The 21,909-nt window shown below is 64.8% G+C and carries 19 protein-coding genes and 1 pseudogene; 10 read left to right on the top strand and 10 right to left on the bottom strand.

Annotated features, from left to right (window positions below; genetic code table 11):
- Together K7W41_RS22745 and K7W41_RS22740 are read left to right on the top strand one after the other, a co-directional pair.
- Positions 1–313 (top strand): ferritin-like domain-containing protein (locus tag K7W41_RS22745; RefSeq protein ID WP_263490042.1); only part of this gene is annotated, 313 nt, incomplete at its 5' end.
- Between the two features lie 77 nt (positions 314–390).
- Positions 391–882, top strand: coding sequence for a DUF4385 domain-containing protein (locus K7W41_RS22740; protein WP_224612790.1), 492 nt, complete (start codon positions 391–393; stop codon positions 880–882).
- A gap of 198 nt (positions 883–1,080) precedes the next feature.
- Here K7W41_RS22740 and mobA read toward each other — a convergent pair whose 3' ends face one another.
- The 4 genes and pseudogenes from mobA to K7W41_RS22720 all read right to left on the bottom strand — a co-directional run.
- Positions 1,081–1,629, bottom strand: coding sequence for a molybdenum cofactor guanylyltransferase (mobA, locus tag K7W41_RS22735; RefSeq protein WP_224612789.1), 549 nt, complete (start codon positions 1,627–1,629; stop codon positions 1,081–1,083).
- Positions 1,630–1,766: 137 nt separating this feature from the next.
- Entirely contained in the window at positions 1,767–3,215 is a 1,449-nt protein-coding gene (locus K7W41_RS22730) for an aldehyde dehydrogenase family protein (RefSeq protein ID WP_224612788.1), read from the bottom strand.
- A gap of 232 nt (positions 3,216–3,447) precedes the next feature.
- Positions 3,448–4,599, bottom strand: a complete 1,152-nt coding sequence (locus K7W41_RS22725) for a prepilin peptidase (protein WP_224612786.1) — start codon at positions 4,597–4,599, stop codon at positions 3,448–3,450.
- 47 nt (positions 4,600–4,646) lie between these two features.
- A pseudogene (locus tag K7W41_RS22720) lies at positions 4,647–5,813 on the bottom strand (DUF2330 domain-containing protein); the annotation flags it as partial.
- Between the two features lie 404 nt (positions 5,814–6,217).
- Here K7W41_RS22720 and K7W41_RS22715 point away from each other — a divergent pair.
- The 3 genes from K7W41_RS22715 (at position 6,218) to K7W41_RS22705 (ending at position 7,558) form a co-directional block, all read left to right on the top strand.
- Positions 6,218–6,640, top strand: a complete 423-nt coding sequence (locus K7W41_RS22715) for a hypothetical protein (protein ID WP_224612783.1) — start codon at positions 6,218–6,220, stop codon at positions 6,638–6,640.
- A 294-nt stretch (positions 6,641–6,934) separates the two neighbouring features.
- Positions 6,935–7,189 carry a hypothetical protein gene (locus K7W41_RS22710; protein WP_224612782.1) on the top strand — a complete coding sequence of 85 codons (255 nt, stop codon included), beginning with the start codon at positions 6,935–6,937 and terminating at the stop codon, positions 7,187–7,189.
- A gap of 21 nt (positions 7,190–7,210) precedes the next feature.
- Positions 7,211–7,558, top strand: coding sequence for a hypothetical protein (locus K7W41_RS22705; RefSeq protein WP_224612781.1), 348 nt, complete (start codon positions 7,211–7,213; stop codon positions 7,556–7,558).
- Between the two features lie 250 nt (positions 7,559–7,808).
- Here K7W41_RS22705 and K7W41_RS22700 read toward each other — a convergent pair whose 3' ends face one another.
- From K7W41_RS22700 to K7W41_RS22680, 5 genes are all read right to left on the bottom strand, one after another.
- Positions 7,809–8,429, bottom strand: coding sequence for a hypothetical protein (locus K7W41_RS22700; protein ID WP_224612780.1), 621 nt, complete (start codon positions 8,427–8,429; stop codon positions 7,809–7,811).
- Positions 8,419–9,813, bottom strand: coding sequence for a restriction endonuclease subunit S domain-containing protein (locus K7W41_RS22695; RefSeq protein WP_224612779.1), 1,395 nt, complete (start codon positions 9,811–9,813; stop codon positions 8,419–8,421). The genes K7W41_RS22700 and K7W41_RS22695 overlap by 11 nt, the downstream gene beginning before the upstream one ends.
- Positions 9,814–9,863: 50 nt before the next feature.
- Positions 9,864–11,885 (bottom strand): N-6 DNA methylase, encoded by a 2,022-nt coding sequence (locus tag K7W41_RS22690; protein ID WP_224612778.1) that lies wholly within the window; start codon positions 11,883–11,885, stop codon positions 9,864–9,866.
- Positions 11,886–11,980: 95 nt separating this feature from the next.
- Entirely contained in the window at positions 11,981–13,465 is a 1,485-nt protein-coding gene (gene rimO, locus K7W41_RS22685) for a 30S ribosomal protein S12 methylthiotransferase RimO (RefSeq protein ID WP_224612777.1), read from the bottom strand.
- A gap of 253 nt (positions 13,466–13,718) precedes the next feature.
- Positions 13,719–15,572: an alpha/beta hydrolase gene (locus tag K7W41_RS22680; protein WP_224612776.1), complete on the bottom strand. Its 1,854-nt coding sequence runs from the start codon at positions 15,570–15,572 to the stop codon at positions 13,719–13,721.
- A gap of 152 nt (positions 15,573–15,724) precedes the next feature.
- Between K7W41_RS22680 and minD the strand changes: the two genes are divergently transcribed.
- The 5 genes from minD (at position 15,725) to K7W41_RS22655 (ending at position 20,932) form a co-directional block, all read left to right on the top strand.
- Positions 15,725–16,525, top strand: a complete 801-nt coding sequence (gene minD, locus K7W41_RS22675) for a septum site-determining protein MinD (protein ID WP_224612775.1) — start codon at positions 15,725–15,727, stop codon at positions 16,523–16,525.
- Position 16,526: 1 nt separating this feature from the next.
- Positions 16,527–16,778 carry a cell division topological specificity factor MinE gene (gene minE / locus K7W41_RS22670; RefSeq protein ID WP_224612774.1) on the top strand — a complete coding sequence of 84 codons (252 nt, stop codon included), beginning with the start codon at positions 16,527–16,529 and terminating at the stop codon, positions 16,776–16,778.
- Between the two features lie 2 nt (positions 16,779–16,780).
- Positions 16,781–17,494, top strand: coding sequence for a metallophosphoesterase family protein (locus K7W41_RS22665; RefSeq protein WP_224612772.1), 714 nt, complete (start codon positions 16,781–16,783; stop codon positions 17,492–17,494).
- A 50-nt stretch (positions 17,495–17,544) separates the two neighbouring features.
- Positions 17,545–18,612 carry an FtsW/RodA/SpoVE family cell cycle protein gene (locus tag K7W41_RS22660; protein WP_224612770.1) on the top strand — a complete coding sequence of 356 codons (1,068 nt, stop codon included), beginning with the start codon at positions 17,545–17,547 and terminating at the stop codon, positions 18,610–18,612.
- A gap of 700 nt (positions 18,613–19,312) precedes the next feature.
- Positions 19,313–20,932 (top strand): DUF937 domain-containing protein, encoded by a 1,620-nt coding sequence (locus K7W41_RS22655; protein WP_224612769.1) that lies wholly within the window; start codon positions 19,313–19,315, stop codon positions 20,930–20,932.
- Positions 20,933–21,036: 104 nt separating this feature from the next.
- Here K7W41_RS22655 and K7W41_RS22650 read toward each other — a convergent pair whose 3' ends face one another.
- Positions 21,037–21,759, bottom strand: coding sequence for a phosphodiester glycosidase family protein (locus K7W41_RS22650; protein WP_224612767.1), 723 nt, complete (start codon positions 21,757–21,759; stop codon positions 21,037–21,039).
- Positions 21,760–21,909 lie beyond the last annotated feature (150 nt).

Genomic DNA, 21,909 nt, shown 5'->3' with positions numbered 1-21,909 from the left:
AATTTTCCCCGCCATTGACGAGCAGGCCGAGCGCCTGGTGGCCCTGGGTGGCAGCCCCATCGCCGCGCCCGCCGACATCGAGCGCTACAGCGCCGTAACGGTGCCCACCGAAACCGTGCGCGACGCCCGCACCCAGGTGGCCGATCTGGTGGCCGACCTGACCCGCGTGGGCCGGGGCTACCGCGACGACTCGCAGACCGTGGACGACGCCAACGACCCCGCCACCGCCGACCTCTACAACGGCTACGCGGCCACCGTGGACAAGATCCGCTGGATGCTGCAGGCCATCATTGACGACGAGCGAATGAACTGAGTGGATGGGTGAAGGGTGAGGGTTGACGGACGAAAACCGTTCACCATCACCCTTCGACCATCAACCATCACCCTTTTATGCCGAAATTCGACTATTCCCTCGACTACCGCACGCTGGACCTGCGCGCACACCCTGAACTGTACCGGGTGGGGGTGGGTGAGCAGGGTGTGCTGCTGGTTCAGCCGTACAAGGGCGAGATTCTGCCGCACTGGCGCTTTGCCACGCCCGAGGTGGCCCGGGAAAGCAGCGAGACGATTTACCAAATGTTTCTGGATTACCTAAGTGCCGGAGATTTTGTGGGAGCCGACATGGCACGCAAGTTCCTGCAGATGGGCTTTACCCGCTCGCGGCGCTACGCCAACCACAAGGGCGGCAAGAAGTACGACGGCCCCGTGCCGGCCGACAAGAAGGGCCAGAGTGGCGCCCACGGCCGCCCTGAATTGCCCCGCACCCCGGAAGACCCGGTGAAGGCCGAGTCCGCCCGCATCTTCAAAGCCAAATGGGACGAGGCCGAAGCCAATGAGGAGTACGCCCGGCTGAAAAAGGCGCACAAAGCGAAGTATGGGTGAAACCACCGTCGGCTGGCCCAACGTACACAGAGGCCAAGGGAGGTGTGGATGGCACGTGGGCTGCTCGGTGCCGCTTCAAGGTGGAGGGGAGGCCCGTGCGCTGCTTCTCGGAAGTTCACGGCCAACCGCTGCATAGCCTTGACGCTTCGCGCATAAGGCGCTATCTTCTTTGGCATAACCGCCCAAGTGGCGGCTTTTTTATTGCTGCAGATCGGTCGGGGTGTTGACGTTCCGCAGGGGGGGCAGGCCCGGCACCAGGACCGTGTGTTCCGGCAGAGCCGCCAGCCGTAAGCGCCGTTCGCCGCTGTTCAGCAGTGCGGTAATCCGGGGCTTCAGGGCCGTGTGGTACAGCGCCGCCAGGGGTTGCGGGCGTCCTTCTGGGTCCAGGGCCTGCACACTGAGGGCATCCGGGGTGCGGGCCGCGCACAGGGCCTGCCAGTACGCCGCCGTCAGATCGGGCAGGTCCACGCCGGCAAAGGCGACCCAGCCGGGCGGGGCAGCTCCCAGCGCGGCTTCCAGACCGGCCAGCGGGCCCTGGCCAGGGCGGGTGTCGGGGACCACCGCCCAGCCCGGCACCCCGTAGCGCTCCGGTGGGGCCACGATCAGGCGGGTGGAGCAGCCGCGCAGGCTGGCGCACACCCGCTCCAGCAGGGTGTGCCCGTCCACCTGGGCCAGCGCCTTATCCGAACCGAAGCGGCTGGAGCGGCCCCCAGCGGTGACCGCGCCGGTCATACGGATTCCGTCCATTTCTGGAACATCCAGGAAAGAACAGGATGTTCCTTCAATTCCCGGGAAGCCGTAGTCTTTCCTGCTCCCTCCGGTCGAAAACATTCCGTTACGCGGGACGGAATGTTTCGGAAGCCGTATGAGGTCCTGCACGCGGGCTACTCGCGCGGGCCGCTCTGGCGTTCCAGCAGGCGCAGGGCCCAGGCCACGAAGCGTGGCCCCGGGCGGCCATAGGGAGGGTACAGAAAGCGCACAGGGCTGCGCGTGGGCTCGGTCAGGACCGCGCGCTGGTGGCTGAAAGCCAGAAAGCCGTGCTCGCCGTGGTAGGCGCCCATGCCGCTGGGGCCCACGCCGCCGAAAGGCAGGTGTGGGTTGGTGAGGTGCACCACGGTGCCGTTGACCACCATGCCGCCGCTGGTCGTGTCCTGCTGCACCCGGCGCGTCACGGCGTCGTCGCCCGTGAAGAGGTACAGGGCCAGCGGCGTATCCAGACGGCGAATCAGCCCCAGGGCCTCATCCAGCGTGCGGTAGGTCAGCACGGGCAGCACCGGGCCGAACAGCTCCTCCTGCATCAGTGGCATCTCGGGGGTCACGTCGGCCACGATGGTGGGGGCAATAAAGCGCTCGGCGGGGCTGAATTCGCCGCCACGCACCACCCGCGCGCCGGCCGCCACGCTCTGGCGGGTCAGGCGCTCCAGGCGCTCCACACTGGCGGCGTCCACCATGCGGCCGTAATCCGGCCCGGCGCGCAGCCACGCGCGGTCTCCGTAGCGCCGGGCAATCACCTCGTCCAGGGCCAGCAGCAGGGCGTCCCGTTGCGCTTCGGGCACCAGCACGTAATCCGGGGCCACGCAGGTCTGCCCGGCATTTAGCAGCTTGCCCCAGGCCAGCCGCTCGGCGCTCAGGCGCAGGTCCGCGCTGGCGTCAATCAGGGCCGGGCTCTTGCCGCCCAGTTCCAGGGTCACGCTGGTGAGGTTCTCAGCCGCCGCGCGCATCACGTGGCGGCCCACAGCGGTGCTGCCAGTAAAGAAGATGTGGTCAAAGGGCAGCCCGGTCAGGGTGCGGGCCACGTCCGCGTCGCCCTGCACGGTGGCCACCAGTTGCGGTTCGAACACCTCGGCCAGCAGGTCGGCCAGTGCCTGGGCCACATGCGGGGCTTTTTCGCTGGGTTTCAGGATCACGGTATTGCCCGCCGCGAGACTGGCCACCAGTGGGGCCAGGGCCAGATTCACGGGGTAATTCCAGGGGCTCAGGACCAGGGTCACGCCGCGCGCCTGGGGCTGAATCTCGCTTCGGGCGCCCAGCAGCACCGCCGGGGTGTCCACCCGCCGCGTGGCCATCCAGCGCGGCAGGCGGCGAATGGCGTGCGCGATCTCTTCCAGCACGGGGTGCAGCTCGGTGATTTCGGCCTCGGCGCGGCTTTTGCCCAGGTCGGCGCGCAGGGCGTCGGCCAGGGCCACGCGGCGGCGTTTAATCGCGTCGTGCAGGCGCCGCAGCACCGCCTGACGCTGGGCGGCCGTGGTCTGGGCGGCGGTCCAGCGGTGGGCGCGCTGCCGCTCGAACAGGGCGTGCAGAGGGGGGGTGGCCGGCGGAGCAGACTGCGTCATGGGCACCTCGGGGGGCTGGGAATTGAACCGAGTATAACGCATCTGGACTGGTCTGACCAGTTAAGGGGGTGATGGTTGATGGGTGACAGTTGATGGTGGGTCTTGGTTGAAACGCCTGTCTGCTTGTGGAAAGAGTGGCTCAACCACACGGGGCCTGTGCAGGTGGACTAAAGAGTCAGGGCGGGGGACCAATCCCACCCGCCCTTTCCATCACCCATCAACCATCACCCCTCTACAGTCCCAGCAGCCCCCGGTACTCCGCCACCAGTCGGCCGCCCCAGATCAGGGCCACCACGGCGCCCAGGGCGAGGTAGGGGCCGAATTTCACGCGGTTCTCGCGCTTGGCGGCCATCTGCACGAGGCCGAACAGGGCGCCCGCGAACACCGCCACCACCACGGCCACCAGTAGGCGCTCCCAGCCCAGGAACGCGCCGATCACGGCGGCCAGTTTCACGTCGCCAAAGCCCATCGCACTGGCATCGCTCTGGGCGTCGGCTTCGGGGGTGTCGTCCTCGCGGTGGCGGCGCCAGTGGAGCCACCAGTACACGCCGCACACCAGCGACACGGCGCCGGCGGCGGCCAGGGCGCCCTGCACCATCAGGATCATGCCGGGGCCAAAGCCCGCGCTGCCCAGGGTGATGCTGACCAGCAGGCCCCCCAGGGTGAGCAGTTCGGGCACGCGCACCACCCGCCGGGCCGCGAAGTTGACGGCTGCCGAGAGCAGGCCCACGCCCGCGCCCCACCACGGCCCCAGCCACGCACCTGCCAGCAGCGCGAGGCTGATCTGCTGGTAGCCCAGCGGAAACTCGGGAAACTGCCGCTCGCGAAAGCGTCGCAGCACCCACGACCCGAACTGGTTGATCGCCACCAGCAGCCCGGCGCCCAGCAGCGCACCCTGCACGGCCCCGGCAAAGTCTGGTAGGGCGGGGGTCCCCCACCACCCGTTCAGTGCGCCAAACACCAGCCCCAGCGCCACGCCGGGCAGCGTCAGCTCATCGGGAATGGTGTAGGTGTCCAGGTCAATGGCGCTGCCCACCAGCAGTAGCGTCAGCAGCACCATCAGCCCCAGCGCGCCCCAGCCCACCGTGAGGGGCGGAAACAGCGCGGCAATCGTGGCGTAGCCCAGGCCAGTCAGCAGTTCCACCACCGGATAGCGCGCTTTGATGGGTGCCCCGCAGTAACGGCACTTGCCTTTCAAGGCCAGCCAGGAAAACAGCGGCACCAGATCGACCACGCCCAGGCGGTGGTCGCAGTGCGGGCAGTGGCTGGGCGGAAAGGCAATGTTCTCGCCGCGCGGCAGCCGCCAGATCAGCACGTTGGAAAACGAGCCCACCAGCAGGCCCAGCAGACCGGCGAACACCACGAGAAGAAGATCAGGGCTCATCAGGGGCAAGTCTACGGGGCGAACTCTTACAAGGGCGCGCCCTGGCGCTACGGTTCCCCGGCCATGCGCGCCCGGATGTGGTTGATGTCCCAGCCGGTCAGGTTCGCCAGCGTCTGCGCCTGGGCCTCGGCGCGCTGCTTCAGGACAGCGCGGTAGGTGGTCATGGCTGCGCAACTGGCCGTCCCCTTGTACGGGTGGCGCAGGATATAGCGGCCCTGGAAGGTGTTCTGGTTCTTTGTGACCTTGAAATGCAGGTCCTGGGGAAAGGTGGCGGCCGTGTAGCGCACATGCAGCCGGGTCAGGTAGACGGGCTTGGCCGGGCCAGTGGGTGGGGCGCTGCCGGCAGGCGTGGGGGCAGGGCGGCCCCAGCCCTCTTCCTGGCGCCAGAACACGCCGGCCTGCTGCAGTTCCTCGGGCGTGGGCGGCTCGGTAGAGCAGGGATCGCAGTTGTTGGTGTTCCAGGCGTATTCCAGCAGGGCCACACTTTTGCCCTCGCGCTCGTAGGCGCGCCGGAACAGGTGGCGGTAGAAGGGGCCAAACTGGTTTTTCACCAGCAGCGGCACTTCCTTGTTCGTGGGGATAGGCGCCGTGCGGTAGTTGCTGGTTTCCACGCGGCCTTCGGGCGACAGCAGGTACACCGTCAGGTCCTGCTCGCCGGGCGAATTCAGCGTGCCCAGGCGAATGGGCAGCATGAACTTCTCGGAGGTGTACGACAGCACGATGGGATTCAGAAACCCGCCGCCCGCTTTCTCGAAGCGCTGCACATTCACCCGCACCACAAAGAACTTCATGCCGCCCTTGATGTAGCTCCCCAGCATCCCGTCGGCCCCAGCCGGCAACCGGTAACCCTCGCCGCGCAGGTAGGCGGCCAGGCCGCTCTGCTGCTGCGCGCTCAGGATCAGGATGTCGTATTCGCCCACCTGGTAGCTGGCTTCAATCTTCACGCCCTGGGCCTGGGCGCGGGCGGCGGCGCGGTCTTCCAGCGGGGCCGAGGGGGCGGCGGTGGTCGGCGTGGGCATTGGTGGGGGCGCGCAGGGGTTCTCGTCGAAATACTCCACCAGCCGCGGCGCGCTGTAGGCGTCCAGCTTCTGCACGGTGCTGGGGTCGCCAATGCGAATGTCCTCGCGTTTTGGCACCACTGGAATGGGCACGATCCGGGCAAAGTCCTTCACGTCGCCGCTGTAGTCGTTCATCATCGTGAACACGCTGCGGTTGCCGTCGCGCGATGATCACCTGATTGGTGCGGTTCAACAGCTTGCTGTCCGCTTTGGCCACAAAAAAGCCGCAGAACGCCGCCGCCGAGGAGGTCAGGGCGAGGCCAAGAACGGTCCAGGGAAGCCGGGTCATGGGCAGGGGCACTCCTTTTGGGCAGTCAGCGTTCAGTGGTCAGCCGTCAGCGAGAGGAAGGAAGAGGGGAGAGCAGCATGCCCATTCGGGCTGGAGTTCGGGCGCGAATCTAAGCCGGGCGTTTGACCGCGTTCCAAAGGTGACGGAGCGGGGCGGCGGGAGGCGCACAGTGGGGAAGAAGGAAAGCGCCCGTGGCGGCGCTGTTCCTGCCTCGTCCCATTGCCTCTCGCCCGCCGCTCCCGTCCCCCTCCCACGCGTCATTCAGGGCAGGATGGGCGTCGCCATCTCCCACTGGGGCCTGGCCCAGGCCGTCTCGCGCACTGGGCAGCTCGGCGTGGTGTCGGGCACCGGCATCGACATCCTGCTCGTGCGGCGGCTGCAAGACGGCGACCCGGGCGGCCAAATGCGCCGCGCCCTGGCCCAGTTTCCGGACGCTGACCGGGCGCAGCGGGTGGTGGACACCTACCTGCGGGAAGGAGGCCGCGCGCGCGGCCAGCCCTACCGGCGCGTGCCGATGCCCACGATGACCTCGCACCGCACCGCCTGGGAACTCTCGCTGCTGGGCAGCTTCGCTGAAGTGGCCCTGGCGCGCGAGGGGCACATCAACCCCATGGGCATCAACCTGCTGACCAAGCTGCACATGCACACGCTGCCTGCCCTGTACGGCGCGATGCTCGCCGGGTGGACACGGTGATCATGGGAGCGGGCATTCCGCGCGAGATTCCCGGCGTGATGGACGCCTTCGCCGATGGGCAGGCCGGAACCTTCCGGGTGGAGGTGAAAGGTGACAGCCCCTCCGCCAGCGTGCCCCTGACGTTCGATCCCGCTGACTTCGGTTTTGGGGGCGTGGCCCTTCACCGCCCGAACTTCTATGCCATCGTCTCCTCGCACGTCCTGGCGGGGGTGCTGGCCCGCAAGTCCACCGGGAGCCTTCAGGGCTTCGTCGTGGACGGCCCCACCGCTGGCGGCCACAACGCCCCGGGGCCAGGTGGGCTACGACGAAACCGGACGGCCCGTCTACACCGAGCGCGACCACGTCGACCTCGAACAGCTGCGCCGCCTGGGCCTGCCCTTCTGGCTCGCCGGGCGCAGCGGCTCGCCCGAGGGGTTGCGGCGGGCGCTGGAGGTGGGCACCCTGTTTCAGTACTGCCGCGAGAGCGGACTGAGGCCCCAGATGGGCGCGCAGGCCCTGGCTGCCGTGCGGGCGGGTGGGGGGGCAGTCTTTACCGATCCCCTCGCCTAGCCCACCGGGTTTCGCTTCAAGGTGGTGCAGCTGCCCAGCACCCTCTCGGACCCCGGGCACTACGCGGCCCGCACCCTCATCTGCGACATCGGCTACCTGCGCGAAGCCTACTGGGAAGGCGAACGGGTGGGCCTGCGCTGCCCCGCCGAGCCCGTGGAACAGTACGTGCAGAAGGGCGGCAAAGCCGAGGACACCCTGGGCCGCAAATGCCTGTGCAATGCCCTGATGGCCGGATACGCGCAGGTGCAAAGGGGCGGCGAGTGCGAACTGCCCCTGCTCACCAGCGGCGACGATCTGGCTAAGCTGGGCAACTGGACGCACGGCTACACGGCGGGAGACGTGGTGAAGTACCTGTTGGGAAGAAGTTAAAAGCACTTATAATGTAGATAGCGACGTACTTCATCTAAATGAACGTCAAAAACTTTTTCAATACACGATAGGCGGGTTCATAGCAAAGTTTGGCATCACGAGAAGGAACGAGTTCTCCGTGAAACAGCATACACCTCATATTATACAATGTCTCAATAGTTCCCGCGAATAAATCTTCGGATGAACATTTAAAAGTATATGAGTCGCATTCTATCTCATCGGTAGTGAAATTAGTGAGATCTGCAAAGCATTAGGGGTTGATTTCTCTATATAGAGCTAAAAGTCGCCCTATTTGATTGGGATTCAAAGAGGTAGCAAAATTAGGTTGAGAAGTTAAGTCGTTCTCGTCGAATTTTGTTTGTGTGTGCAGGAATCTAACCTGGCTTCCATTGGCACGAGATACCTTTACGGTTATCCTTTGTATTTGTGTTCCGCTTAAGATTGGGATCACCTCATAGGTTAAACCGCTATATGAAGTTGATTGTACGGCTGGTGTTCTTCTTTTCAAGAAAACATTCGTCATAGTTATTTTTTTATACGTACTCCTCTTTTTATCAAATGGCGTTAAAGGATGCTTCTCTAGTCTGTCATGAAGAAGGGCGATTTCTGATCTCAATTCCAAAGCGTCCTGATCAGGCTTAAACCTCTTTTGTTTATCACTCCCAGAGGTCTTTAGCATAGTCTCTGCCCTGTTTTTGATAGGATTAGGCACAAATTTAATTTGATCGAGAATCTCTCTGTCCGTACTTAAGTTATAATGACTTCTATACCAAGCATTGAATGCAAGCCATGCTTTAACAAAAGCTGAAATATAATCTAGGTCTGATAAGTCATCCCAATAGGTTTTATTGTCAACATAGTTATTCGCCATGATCGAACGCCCTCCGTGAGAGATACGCCAGCGCCGCCGCCTCCGATTCTTCGATGGCGATTTCGACGGCCCGCTTGGCTGCGTCGAGAAGCTGGGAGGACTGTGCCCGCCTCTCGTGCGATTCCCGGACGCTCCGCACCACAGCTTCAACCGTGCCCGGGGTAAACGTGGGGATGGGCATACTCATCAGGTCGCGCTCCGAGAGAGCCGGGTACAGGCTGGCGCTCGTGCGCAAATCGAGGATTTGGCAGACGTGCGGCAGCCGGAGATAGGTCAAGAGCAGTTCAGAGGGCACGCCGAGAGGTTCCAGCACCACAAACCCCGATGAACACACGTTCCCATCCTGTGCAGGTGAGACGACGGCAGACAGGCGGCGGATGGGGCGCACGGTGGAAGTCACCACATCGCCCCCCCGGACATACCAGGTGGCACGGCTCGGCGCGTCCTCGCCTGCTACGGTTTCGGCCTCGACGGTGCCATCACCCTTCACTCCGCCAATCTCGATGTACTGAAAATGTTCGCCCTTTGTTGGGGTGAACCTCTCGTGCCTGGCTGGGGCAATGTCCGCGAGGGTCTGCCCCGAAGCCTCCAGGCGACCCAGAAGGTCCGTGATTTTTGGCGCGAAATACTCCGCATCCAGCCGCCCCGCTCCAAACACATCCTTTGCACGCCGCTCGTAGGTCAGCGCCTCGGGCGGCTGCCACTGCTCCAGCCCCAACTCGGAGAGGAGGAGGGCCTCGGCTTGCTTGAGCTGGGTGTGGGCCTGTTCTCTCAGTAGCTCACTTGATTTATAGAGACGTTTGATCTCTTTCAGCAAGGCATTCGTGACGCTGGGAATCGGAATACTGTAAAGATCATCCTTTGCAATGTAACTGACCAGAAGATTGGTCTTTGCTCTGTCCTTCAGAGCCTGACCGTACTTTGTCAGCAGAAAAGTTGCTATCAAATATTTGTCATCGTCGTTCTTGGTAGTAAGTTTGAAACAGGTTCCGGTAACAAGAGTTTTGGTGGGAAACTTCTCGGGCACGATGGCAATTTTTTCTGCCTTGCCCTTGACTTCGATGAGCAATTCTCCCGGCTGAATCCTGCCTTTTGGATAACGCAACCATTCCGACTCCGCGACACGAATCATGCCTTCGGAATTTATAAAAGGCGTTGTGATGTCTGAGGATTGGAGAAAATAGGGAAGAGTGCTCTCCTCGTTCACCTCTATGGCCTCTGTGTTCTCATAGACAACTCGGTATCCAGAATCAACCAAGCTGCCAAGCTCTGAAGCGCCTTCAAGCTGTTTGGCGGCGAACAGTGCCGCGCGGTTGAAATATTCCGGGTCAAATCTCTTCTGGGCATTGCCTGTGGAGACCTCACTCAGTCTGACCTCAGCCATTTCCAGCCCCTCCTGAAGTGCCCGGTAGCGGGCTTCATCGAAGGGGCGATCTAAAAAAAACTGAGCTTCTCCCGGCGGGCAAACTCGGCAAAGGCTTCGGCAATGCCGTCCTCGGTCTCGCCCTCGTGGTTGAACAGATCGTGCTGCACGATCCAGTGCCCGTGGCTGTCGCGCTTGCGCAGGCCCCGGGCATCGGTCACGTAGATTTTGTCACCGCTGTTGTCCTTGCTGGGCTTCTGCTGGGTAGCAAAAAAGATGGGGTAGTCGTCACGCGGGGGGCACAGCGGGCCAGCATCCGGGTCTTCGTTCCACTTTTGCACAAACAGCACGCTGGTCTTGGTGCCCGTGTGGGGCTTGAAGGTGTTGGGGTGCAGCCCGACCACGGCCAGGATGCGGCAGCGCTCCATGATGTACTCGCGCACACGCTTGTCGCTGCTGTTGTTGAAGCGGCCCTGCGGCAACACCACGGCCATTCGCCCACCCGGTTTCAGAAAGTCGAGGTTGCGCTCAATAAACAGCAGGTCGCGGCCCACAGCACTCTCGACCTTGCCGTTGGTCTTGTGCCCCAGGTCGTAGTGACTCAGCATCGAACTCTGCTTGATGTCGCCCGCGAAGGGCGGGTTGGCGAGCAGCACGTCAAACCCGAAGTGTCGGTAACTCTTCTTGTCCTTGCGGAGCCGCTTGAGCCTGCGCCAGCCGTCACCGTAGGCGTCTTGCCACTCTTCCTCGTCCACCCGCTGGTCCCACTTGGGGTAATCGAGGGTGTTGAGGTGCAGCACGTTGGTCTGTCCGTCTCCGGCGATCAGGTTCAGGCAGCGGGCCACGCGCACGCTTTTTTCGTCGAAGTCTATGGCGTAGACCTTCTCGGCCACGTAATCGTGAAACCGGCGGTCCTTTTCTTCCATCGAGAAGAGGTGTGATTTTCCCCTTTCCTCAGCGGGCTTGTCTTTGTCCAGATCGGCTTTGATCTGATCCCAAACGTGAAAGATGCTGTGGACCGTGAACCCAGCGCTGCCCGCCGCCGTGTCGATGATGGTCTCTTCCTCTTTCGGGTTCATCATCTTGACAGCCATATCAATGACCCAGCGCGGCGTGAAATACTGGCCCTTCTCGCCCTTGCTGCTCTTGTTGACCAGGTACTCGAAGGCTTCGTCCACCACGTCAAGGTTGCTGTTAAAGAGCTTCCACTCCTCCAGGCTGCCCACGCACACCTGCAGGTGTTCGGCGCTCAGGCGGATGCGGTCGTCTTCGGGGAAGACGCCGGGCCACTTCTTGCGGGCCTCATCAAAGAGCTTCTGAATCTGGTCTTTGAGGCTGGCGGCGGTGTTGCTGTTTCTGAACCGCAGCGCCTTGTGCCTGGTGCGGTAGCTGCTCATCTCGTCGTACAGCTTGGTAAAGATGAGCTTGAACACTTCCTCGAACACATCCACGCCCGCGTTGGCGAGGACTTCGTTTTCCATGTCCTCGATCAGGTCCCGCAGGCTGCGGGCCTGGGTTCCGGCCCGGTCGCGCTCCTCTTCCTTCTCGATGAGCGTCTGGATGGTCCAGGGCGTACTGACGATCTCCTCGATGGTCTGGGCGTTGGTGGGTAGGTCGGGAATCTCGACGAAGGTGTTGTGGTTGCGCCGGTTCCATGTCACGCCCTGCGCCGAGTTGCCCCACAGGGCCAGCGGCGCTCCCGTGGCGAGCGTGTAGGACTTGAGCTGGTCTTTGCCATCCTTCAGCTTGCCCTGTTTGATCTCCACCAGGATGTACGGTGCGGTGGGGTCGTCCTTGTCGAAGACCACGATGTCGGCGCGTTTGCTGGTATCTCGCCCAAACGTCACCGGGTACTCGACGGTCATTCGGCCCTTGGGATATCCGTAGTGGTGCAGCAGGCGGTGGAGCCAGAGTTGGCGCACCACCTCTTCCTGCTTGGCCTGCACGTCCTTGTCCCGGACGAGGCATTTCACGTAAGTTTTGCCGTTCTTCTCAATGAGGCGGTCGTTGACATCATTGATGGCGGTCGTGCCAAAAATGGAAGCGGCGGAGCCAAAATTGGCTGCGCCGAGGAGTTCGGGGAGCGTCTGCATTCCCTTCCAATTTTAGAGGCTTGCGATGAAATATGCCTCCGGAGCCCCATCTTTTCGCGACCTTTTGACTCTTAGACCGGGCGCGAAAGCGCTCCCTAGTGCCGCCCGAAATGCCCCAGCTGCGGCACGTTCGGCGTCCAGGCCGGTTTCTCGACCACCTCGCCGTAGAGGTCGTACTCGTCACTATCCTCAATGCGCACGCGCACGATGTCGCCGATCTTGACCTGCCCGGCGAAGTCCCCGGCGTACACATACACCTGCCCGTCAATGCCGGGGGCGTCGCCCTTGGTGCGGCCAATCAGCTTGGTGCCGGGCTGGTCATCCTCGTCATCGTTGAACTCGTCCACGATCACGTCCATCACCCGGCCCACCTTTTCGGCCAGCTTCTCGGCGCTGATCCGCTGGGCCACTTCCATGAAGCGGGCCAGCCGCTCCTGCTTGACTTCCTCGGGCACGGGGCCGTCCAGCCGATTCGCGTCGGCCTCCTCCACATCGGAGTAGGCAAAGGCCCCCACACGGTCCAGGCGGGCGTCTTCCAGAAACTGCAGCAGCTCCTGGAACTCTTCCTCCGTCTCACCCGGGAAGCCCACGATAAAGGTGGAGCGGATGACCAGTTCCGGGCAGATCTCGCGCCAGCGGCGGATGGTGTCCAGCTGCTTGCCCGCCCCGGGCCGGCGCATGCGCTTCAGGACACTGGGGCTGGCGTGCTGCAGCGGCACATCCAGGTAGGGCAGGATCTTGCCCTGCGCCATCAGCTCCACCAGCTTTTCTACGTGCGGGTAGGGGTAGATGTAGTGCATGCGCACCCAGGCGCCCATCTCGCCCAGCTTGGCGGCCAGATCGGTCAGGTGGGCGCGCACCTGCTCGCCCTGGAATTCGCTTTCGCGGTACCGCACGTCCACCCCGTAGGCGCTGGTGTCCTGCGAGATGATCATGAGTTCCTTGGTGCCGCCCGCAATCAGCCGGAAGGCCTCGTACAGCACCGCGCCCGCGTCCCGCGACACCTGCAGGCCGCGCAGCTTGGGGATGATGCAGAACGAGCAGGTGTGGTTGCAGCCCTCGGCAATTTTCACGTAGGCGTAGTGCCGGGGCGTCAGCTTCACGCTGGGGGCGAACACGTCGCCGTGGCGGGTGGCCTCGCGCTCGGGGCGCATGCCGGGGGCCGCCACCGGCAGCAGGCCCGTAAAGGCGTCCGTTTCAATGGGCAGCAGTTCGCGCACGTGGCCCATCACGTCGTCCACCGCCTCGCTGCCGGTAATGGCCGCCACCTTGGGGTGGCGCTCCATGATTTTCTCGGGGCGCTCGCCCAGGCAGCCGGTCACGATCACCTTGCCGCCATGATCCAGTGCCTCGCCAATGGCGTTCAGGCTCTCTTCCACGGCGGGCGTGATAAAGCCGCAGGTGTTCACGATCACCGCGTCGGCGTCCTCGTAGCTGGGGGCCACCTCGTAGCCCTCCACGCGCAGCTGGGTCAGAATCCGCTCGCTGTCCACCAGCGCCTTGGGGCAGCCCAGGCTGATAAACCCCACCTTTTTTGTGCCCCCACTCGTCGCCGGGGCGGGCGTTACGGCTTGTGTCATGGTCGCTCCTTGCTCGTGCGCCGCGCCCAGGGCCTGGGGGCACAGAGTTCAGCCCGCCACTGTAGCGCGGCGGGCTGAGCTGAGGGTGGAATCAGATCACAGGGCGGGGTGAGCCCCTTATTACGGGTTCCGGATGATCCGTTTCAGCCCCTGCGCTTCGCTGCGGTGCTTCCACTCCTCTCCGTCGCCGTTGTTCCTGCTCCCTCCGGTCGGGTTAACCAGTTGTTCCACAACTGATGAACCGGAATCCTTATTAGCGGCAGTTCTGGATCTTCAGGGCTTCGGGCTTCAGGCCGGTGCCCACCTTGGGCAGGAAGAAGGCGCGGGCATTGTCCTCGATGATCCGGCGGGCCTCGGTGCGGGCCACCGTCAGGCGCTGTTCGCTCAGCGACTGGGCGCTCAGGCCCGGCTGGGCCACGCACAGCGCGCCGCTTTGCACGCTCAGGGTCTTGACCGGCACCACTTTGTCTTCCATGGGCAGGGGCATGGCCGTGCAGGTGGTCATCTTGCCTTCGGGCATCTTGCCGGTCAGGAAGTAGTCAATGATCGGCTTGTCCACGCACGTGGTCCCGTAGGGGAAGGCCGCGTGCTGGGGCTCGTCGTCAATAAAGATCATCTTGGCGCTGGGGGTGGAGTTCAACGCGCGCAGGGCCCCTTCCTGGGGGGTGGCGGGGTCCAGTTCGTTTTGCAGCATCAGGATGGGGGGCATGTTGGCCGGCACGCCGGGCTTCTGCACGCTGGGGCCACCCTTCCACTGCAAGCAGGCGTTGGCCACCGAACCGCCGCCGATCAGCGGGTAGTTCTTGGCGTCCTGGTCGTCCCGGGCGCGGGCGCCGGCCAGGGTCTGCTTCCAGGGGGTGTCGTTACAGGTGATGGCGGTAAAGGTGGACTCGAAGCTGCCCATTTCCACCGGGAAGGGCGTGGGGCGCATCGCCTGGTCACGCTGGAACAGGAACATCTGGGCCAGCTCGGCGCCCATTGCGTTCAGCTCAGGAATGGGAAAGTAGGTCTGCTTCGCGCTCAGGGCCAACAGCTCTTCCAGGCTCGCCTGGGGGTTGGCCTTGATCACGCCGTCAATCACCACGGCGGGCTTCAGCAGCAGGCCAATGAAGGGCAGCTGATCCCGGCCATACATCAGCTGGGCAATGTAGTTGCCCATGATGCTGCGCAGCGGCTCGCTGAGGCTGTTCTGGGCCGCGTAGACCTTGGCGCCGCTGTCGCCCAGGCCCAGCACCTCGTTCTGCCGGGCCAGGTACGGCGCCACCGAGTCGCGGAAGTCGCGCTCGAAAGCGGCAGGCTGCAGGCCGAAGGCATCTTCCATGCTCTCGTTCCAGGACATGTTGCCGTCCAGCAGCATGCGCCCGGTGTGCTCCGGGAACAGCTTGGCGTACCACGAACCCAGCCACGTGCCGTAGGAGTAACCGATGTAGTTCAGTTTCTGGTCGCCGATGAGCTGGCGCGCGAGGTTCAGGTCGCGGGCGGTGGCATCGGTGTTGATCAGCGGGGTGATGGGGTTCTTCTGACAGGCCTGGGCGGTCAGTTTGCCGTAGCGGATCAGGGCCGCAATGTTCTTCTCGCTGCGGTCCGCCGCCGGGGGGTTGATGGGATCCGCCAGTTCATTGCTGCCGCAGTAGAGGCGGCTGCTGGCGCCCACACCGCGCGGCGAGAAGCCGATCAGGTCGAATTCGCCTGCCATCTGCTTGAGGCCTTCGGCGTTGGGAAGAGGGTTTTTCTCGTTCTCCCAGAAGCTGGCGTAGTAGGGCGCAAAGGCCAGGCCGTCGCCCCCGGGGCCACCGGGATTGAAGAAAATGGCGCCCTGGCGCTTGCTCTGGTTGGCGGCGGCCACCCGAATCAGCGACACACTCATGGAGGTGCCGTTGGGCTTGGTCCAGTTGGCGGGCACCGTCATGTCGGCGCAGCGCAGGCGGTCGCCCAGCGCCCCAAACAGCTTCGTCTGGTCTTCGCCCAGGATGGTGGGATCGCAGGCGGTCCAGTTCAGGGTCTGGCCGGTGTAGGCCGCCAGGGGATCGGGGGCAGGCGTGGGGCGGCAGGCCACCAGACCAGCAGAGAGGGACAGCAGCAGCAGGGAAGTATGACGCAGTTTCATGATGCCTCCACCGGGCACGCTAGCAACGCACTGGATGGGGTGCGCCGCAAGTTCGCTTGACTTTTGGGCCGGGGGACAGTCGTCCCGGGTGTGGGATTGCCCACAAACATGCCTGCTCGGCCCCCCCGTCTCGCGCTACACTGCCCCTCAGCATGAATGCCAAGGTCATTGTGGTCACGTCCGGCAAAGGGGGCGTGGGCAAAACCACGACCACCGCGAACATTGGGGCGGCGCTTGCCAAGCTGGGCGAGAAGGTCGCGGTTATTGACGTGGACGTGGGCCTGCGCAACCTCGACGTGGTGATGGGCCTGGAGTCGCGCGTGGTGTTCGATCTGGTGGACGTGCTGGAAGGCAAGTGCCGCATGAGTCAGGCCCTGATCCGCGACAAGCGCGTGGAGAACCTGTACCTGCTCCCCGCCTCCCAGACCCGCGACAAAGACGCCCTGGACCCCGAAGTCTTCAAGGGCGTGGTGCGCGACCTGGTGGAGCAGGAAGGCTTTACCCGCATTCTCATTGACAGTCCCGCCGGTATCGAGTCCGGTTTCAAGACGGCCGCCGCCCCCGCCCAGGGCGCCCTGGTCGTGGTGAACCCCGAAGTGTCCAGCGTGCGCGACGCCGACCGCATCATTGGCCTGCTGGAAGCGCAGCAGGTCAGCGAGATCCGGCTGGTGATCAACCGCCTGCGTCCCAAGATGGTGGCCAGCGGCAACATGCTCTCTGAAGCCGACATCCTTGACATTCTGGGCGTTAAACCCATCGGCATCATTCCCGAGGACGAGGGCATCATCGTTTCGACCAACGTGGGCGAGCCGGCGGTGCTGGGCAAAACCAAGGCGGGCGAGGCGTTCATGGCCACCGCCCGGCGCCTGAAAGGTGAGGACGTGCCGTACCCCAAGTTCGAGGAAGACCGGGGCTTCCTGGCGGCCCTGCGCCGCCTGTTCGGGGGGGCCTGAGATGTTTTCCTGGATGAAGCGGGGCCGCACCAAAGAAACACTGAAAGACCGCCTGGAGCTGGTGCTGGCCTATGACCGCGCCCAGATTCCCCCGGGCAAGGTGGACGCCCTGCGCAACGACCTGCTGGAAGTGGTCCGGCGCTACTTTCCCACGGGCAACAGCTCGGTGGAAATCGAGCAGCGCGGCGACATGGTGGTCCTGATGGCCAACATTCCCCTGGATGAAAGCCCGCCGGGGGCGCGGGGCAAGTAAGCATGCGGCTGGCGGTGCTCAGCGATGTCCACGGCAACGCCTTTGCCCTGGAAGCGGTACTGGCTGACCTCCACGCGGCGGCCCCCGACCTGACCGTGAACCTGGGGGATACCGTGTGGGGCGGGGCCAATCCGGCGCTGGCCTGGGCCCTGCAGCAGGAGTTTGTGCCCCCGACCGTGCGCGGCAACACAGATGAACTGGTGGCCGGGCGCTGGCCAGAGCGCGACCCCGAGCAGGCCGCCTGGGTGCGCGCGCAACTGCCCGCGGACGTGCCGGAGAGGCTGGGCGCCCTGCCCACCACAGCCCAGGTTGGAGACGGCGAGGTGCTGCTGGCCCACGGCCACCCGCAGGACCCCTGGCGCGCGCTGCTGTTTGAAGGCGCGCCCGAGGCCCCCCGCCTGCGGCCCGGCCCGGCGCTGCTGGCGGAACTGGCCGGCGGGTCGGCCGTGCGCGTGGTGCTGGTGGGCCACACCCACCGCGAGGCGCTGGTGGCCGAAGGGGGCGTGACCTTCGTGAATGTGGGCGCCGTGTCACGGCAGTTTCAGGGCGATCCGTCCGCCCGCTGGGCGCTGCTGGAACGGCACCGGGGGCTGTGGAACGTGCAGTTTCGCCGCGTGCCCTACGACATTGAAGGCGCCGCCCGCTGGGCCGAGGCCCACGCCCCGCAGGGCGCGCAGGAAGCGGCGTGGTTACGTCAGGGCCGCTTGCCCCAGTAGTCCCCCGCCGTTCCCATGCAGGTCATGGGCGGGCGCCGTAGCCTGTAGGCGTGAAGTACGACCTGCGTTTTCCCATCATCATCGCGGCCCTGCTGGTGGTGGGCCTGATGACCGTCAGCACGGCGGCCCTGTCGCCCCGGGCCTCGGCGGGCGTCTTTCCCAAGCAGCTGCTGGGGGTGGCGCTGGCGGCGCTGCCTATTGGGCTGCTGTGGTGGGCCGGGCGCGACCGCATCTACCGCTTTGCGCCGCAGCTGTTCGCGCTGGCGCTGGCGCTGCAGGCCAGCACCTTCGTGATTGGCAAGGAGGTGAACGGCCAGCGCAACTGGATCATGCTGGGGCCGCTGCAGTTTCAGCCGCTGGAAATCCTGAAATTTGCCCTGATCCTGATGCTGGCGCTGGTGCTGCGCGAAGGCTACAAGGGGCTGGGCACCTACGCCCGCGCGCTGGCGGTCTTTCTGCCAGCCGTGGGCCTCGTGGTGATTCAGGATTTCGGCGGGGCGATGGTCCTGAGTGTGATGTTCGGGGTGATGCTGCTGGCCGCACGCATTCCAGGCTGGCACGCGCTGCTGGCGGTGCTGGCCGTGGGCGTGGCCGTGCCGACAGTCCTATACCCACACCTGGAGCCCTACCAGCAAAAACGCCTGACCATCTTCCTGGATCCCTACAAGGACCCCCGGGGCGCGGGCTATCAGGTGATACAGAGCACCATCGCCGTGGGCTCGGGCGGTCTGCAGGGCAAGGGCTACAAGCAGGGCAGCCAGTCGCACAACGGCTTTCTGCCCGAGGCCCACACCGATTTCGCCATTTCCACCTGGCTGGAAGAACAGGGGCTGGTGGGCGGCGTGATCGTGCTGCTGCTGTACGGGGCGCTGCTGCTGGGGCTGGCGGGCATGGCCGCCGAGGCGCCCCGCCTGCAGGATCAGGTGCTGTTTGCGGGCGTGCTGGGCCAGATTGGCTTTCAGGTCGTCGAGAACATCGGCGCGGCCCTCAGCGTGCTGCCGCTGACCGGTATTACCCTGCCGCTGATCAGCTATGGCCTGAGCAGCTTGGTGAGCACCCTGTCCACCCTGGGGCTGGCCTACGTGGTTCACCGCGACCGCTTTGAGGGCCAGATCTGAGCGCAGGAGTGCGCAAGGCCGCCGGGGACGGGTGCCCTGGCGGCTTTTTTTGAGCATCGCGGCGATGAGTCATAGCGGTAACCACATCACCTGAAGGGTTTACCTTCAGGTGATGTGGGGCGAGCGAAGCGAGTGACCGCGACAGACAGCGGTTGGCGTGGAGTTGAGGGGGTGCTTTTCTCCCCAGGGCGTAACGGAATACCGCTGTCAGGCTTGAGTGCTCGTGCGCTGGCCCTCGTGACGGCCCCCGGAGCCTTCACTGGAGAAGCTGCAGGGCCTTTTCGTCGGCCCTTTTGGATGAAACGTGGCCCAGCAACCGGCCCTCATTGGCTTTCACAGTAAAAGAGCCCACCACATTCCTCTGTGCTCGATCTCTGATACGGCTTCCGAAAAATTCCGTCATACCTGACGGGATTTTTTCGACCGGACTGATCCAGCTGCGCAGCAGAGGGAGAAGGAAAAAGGACGGATTTCCGGGAATTGGGCTGGCACAGCGCCGGAGGCGGGGAACATCCAGTTCTTTTCTGGATGTTACGGAAATGGACGGAAGCCGTATGACAGGGTTTCAAGGCTTCGTAAATGCAGTGCAGCGCGGGGGCGGGTACGGTGAAGCTCATCCTGCCAACGGGCTGAGCCGCGCCGTCCCCTGGTTCACAGGGTCGGTGCTGCGCGCCTGCTGAGCGGAGTCAGGAGGAACGCAATGGTCACAGAAGGACTGGGGGCTTTTTTTGAAGACGGCGTGTCGGCCCTGGCCCGGGTGCTGGGCACGGAGAGCGCCCTGGTGCACCGCGTGCTGGCCGCTGGTCTGCCCCGGCAGCTCGACGCGCTGGCCGATCAGGCTTCGGGGGCCGAGGGCCGCGCCCACCTCGTTGAAGCGGTGGGCACCCTGCCGGCCTTCAGCAGTGTGGAGGCCGCGCTGGCTGAACCCGGCGGCGCGCAGAATCTCGAGCAGGCCGGCGAACTCCTGGCCCCCCCACTCCTGGGCGCGCGGGCCGAGGAAGTGACCCGTCTGACCGCCCAGGAAACGGGTGCCGCGCCCGCGCTGGTAACCCGGCTGCTGCACCTCGCCCTGCCGCTGCTGCTCAGCCGCATGGGGCAGCTGGGCCTGACCGGCGACAATGCCGCCGAGTGGCTGGGCGGCCTGCGGGGCCGGCCCCTGCTGCTGTCCACGCTGGGCACCGCTGCGGTGGCTGGGGCGGCGGCTGTGGCCCACACGCCAGAAGTGACGACCACCACAGTGATTGGCCCCACCGATCCCGCGCCGGTGACGCATACCCCTGCACCGCCCAACCCCACGCCAGCCGCCCCTGTGCCACCCGCTCCCGTCATCACGTCCCATGAGCGCACCCAGCGGCGCCGGCCCTGGTGGCCCTGGGCCCTGCTGCTCCTGCTGCTGACCCTGGGCGGCTGCTGGCTGCTGCAGCGTCCCGGTGGCCGTGACACCGTGCAGGCGCCGCCCACAACTACCACTGCGCCCGCCACCGATCTGGCGTTCACCGCCCCGGCGGCCGGCGAAACAGTCGCCCCTGGCGCCCTGACCGTGCGCGGCACCGGTCCTGCTGGGGCGCAGGTGAGCGTGCGCAGCGGCGAGCAGGAGGTGGCCACCGCCACCGTGAGCGGCGACGGCACCTGGCAGGCCGAGGTGCCTGACCTCAGCGCCGGCCCGCAAACCCTGGTGGCCCAGACCACCAACCCCGAAGGCCGCGCCGAGCTGAATTTCACCGTGGGCGAGGGGCAGGCCAATACTAGTACGGCGCCCACCGAGCCTGCGACGTCCGGCACCTTCTCTATCACCGAACCGGCGGCGAACGCCTCAGTGCCTGCGGGCACGGTGACCCTGCGCGGCACCGGCCAGCCTGGGCAGACCCTGGAACTGCGCGAGGGCGACACCAGCCTGGGCAGCTTCCAGGTGGGCGAGGACGGGACGTGGTCCTTCGCCGTGCCCAGCCCGGCTGCCGGCCAGCAGACCTACACGGTCCAGACCCCCGCTGGCGAGGCGCTGGGCAGTGTGGCGCTGACGGTGGGCGCCCTGACCGGCGAGCGTGAACAGCGCTGCACCGAGACCTTTACCCTCAGCATGGCCGATGGCCAGGAAGTGCGCGAACCCTTCCGCTTCGGCGGCGTGGGTGAAGGCCAGGGCTACTCGGTGACGGTGCGCCGCGGCGAGCGTGTGATTGGCCGCAAGGACATTCCGCTGGATGTCACCTGTGGCTGGAGCTACCAGAGCCGCCCCGGCCGCGGCGCCATCACCTACGAGGTTCGTCCGCTGGGCACCCCCAACGCCGAACCCCTGCGCACCATCAACCTGACGGTGAAATAACCGCTGCTGATCTGAGAAAGGAGGCCTGGGCTGTGTGCTCAGGCCTTCTTGCTGGCGTGCAAGTTGATGTGGGCGGTGGGAAGCTGGCACTGAAGGCGCTGCTCCTATCGACTCACGCTCCAGATCCCGGCAAAGGGCGCCAACTGACTCGATCCCCGCGCGGTGGCAAAGGCACTGATGCTGCCGTCCAGGTACAGGGCGTCCGGGCAACGCAGCGTGTCCCGGAAGAACAGGGCGAAGCTATAGAAGTTGACGGGCGCCCCACTGATCACAAAGCGTACCCGGCCGTCCGTACACACCCCAACCCCGCTGCGCACCTTGAATGACGTGCCCGATTTGCGAAAGGCCGGGTGCAGGCGGCCCCCCTGCACCAGCAGAGGACCGGACTGGGTGGCGAAGGTGGGCCGCACGCCACTGCGCGCGAACACGCCCGTTTCGCTGACCCCCGCGCGTTGCCCCGCCACCCAGAAGACGCCGTTGGGCACCAGCGCAAAGTTGCCGCCCCGCTGGGCACGGTTCAGGGGGACCAGCGTGCGCCCCTGCTCGATATGCAGGCCCAGAGGCTTCAGGCCTGGGGCGTAGATGCCGCTGTTGGTGGCAAAGAGAAGCGTACGTCCCTCCTTGGCCAGCCGGGCACGCAACTGCTCAAAGGTGGTGTAAGGCGCGCGGGTCGTGGGGTTCTGCCAGTGAAGCTCCAGGCGGTCGCGCTGCAGATCAACTGTTGCCACGGTGTAGGCCGAGCCACCCGAAGACACGGTGTCGATTGACAGACCCTGCGCCACCGAAGCACTCAGGCCCAGCCCCAGCCAAACGAGAGGACGCTTCATCCCCATCATGATGGCAGGGCATTGGGGCTCAAACGCTGGACGGAAGAACAGAGGAGGCTCTGGCAAAACCCCGCTTCCATCGGCATTTTTCCGTTGCTCTGAATCGTCAAGGAAGAATCTGCGCATGGGTGTTGACAGATCTCGCAAGTC

It is taken from the genome of Deinococcus multiflagellatus (assembly GCF_020166415.1).
In the GTDB taxonomy this organism is placed as follows: domain Bacteria; phylum Deinococcota; class Deinococci; order Deinococcales; family Deinococcaceae; genus Deinococcus; species Deinococcus multiflagellatus.
The sequence above is the reverse complement of the archived record's forward strand: the minus strand, read 5'-3'. Positions and strand labels throughout refer to the sequence as shown.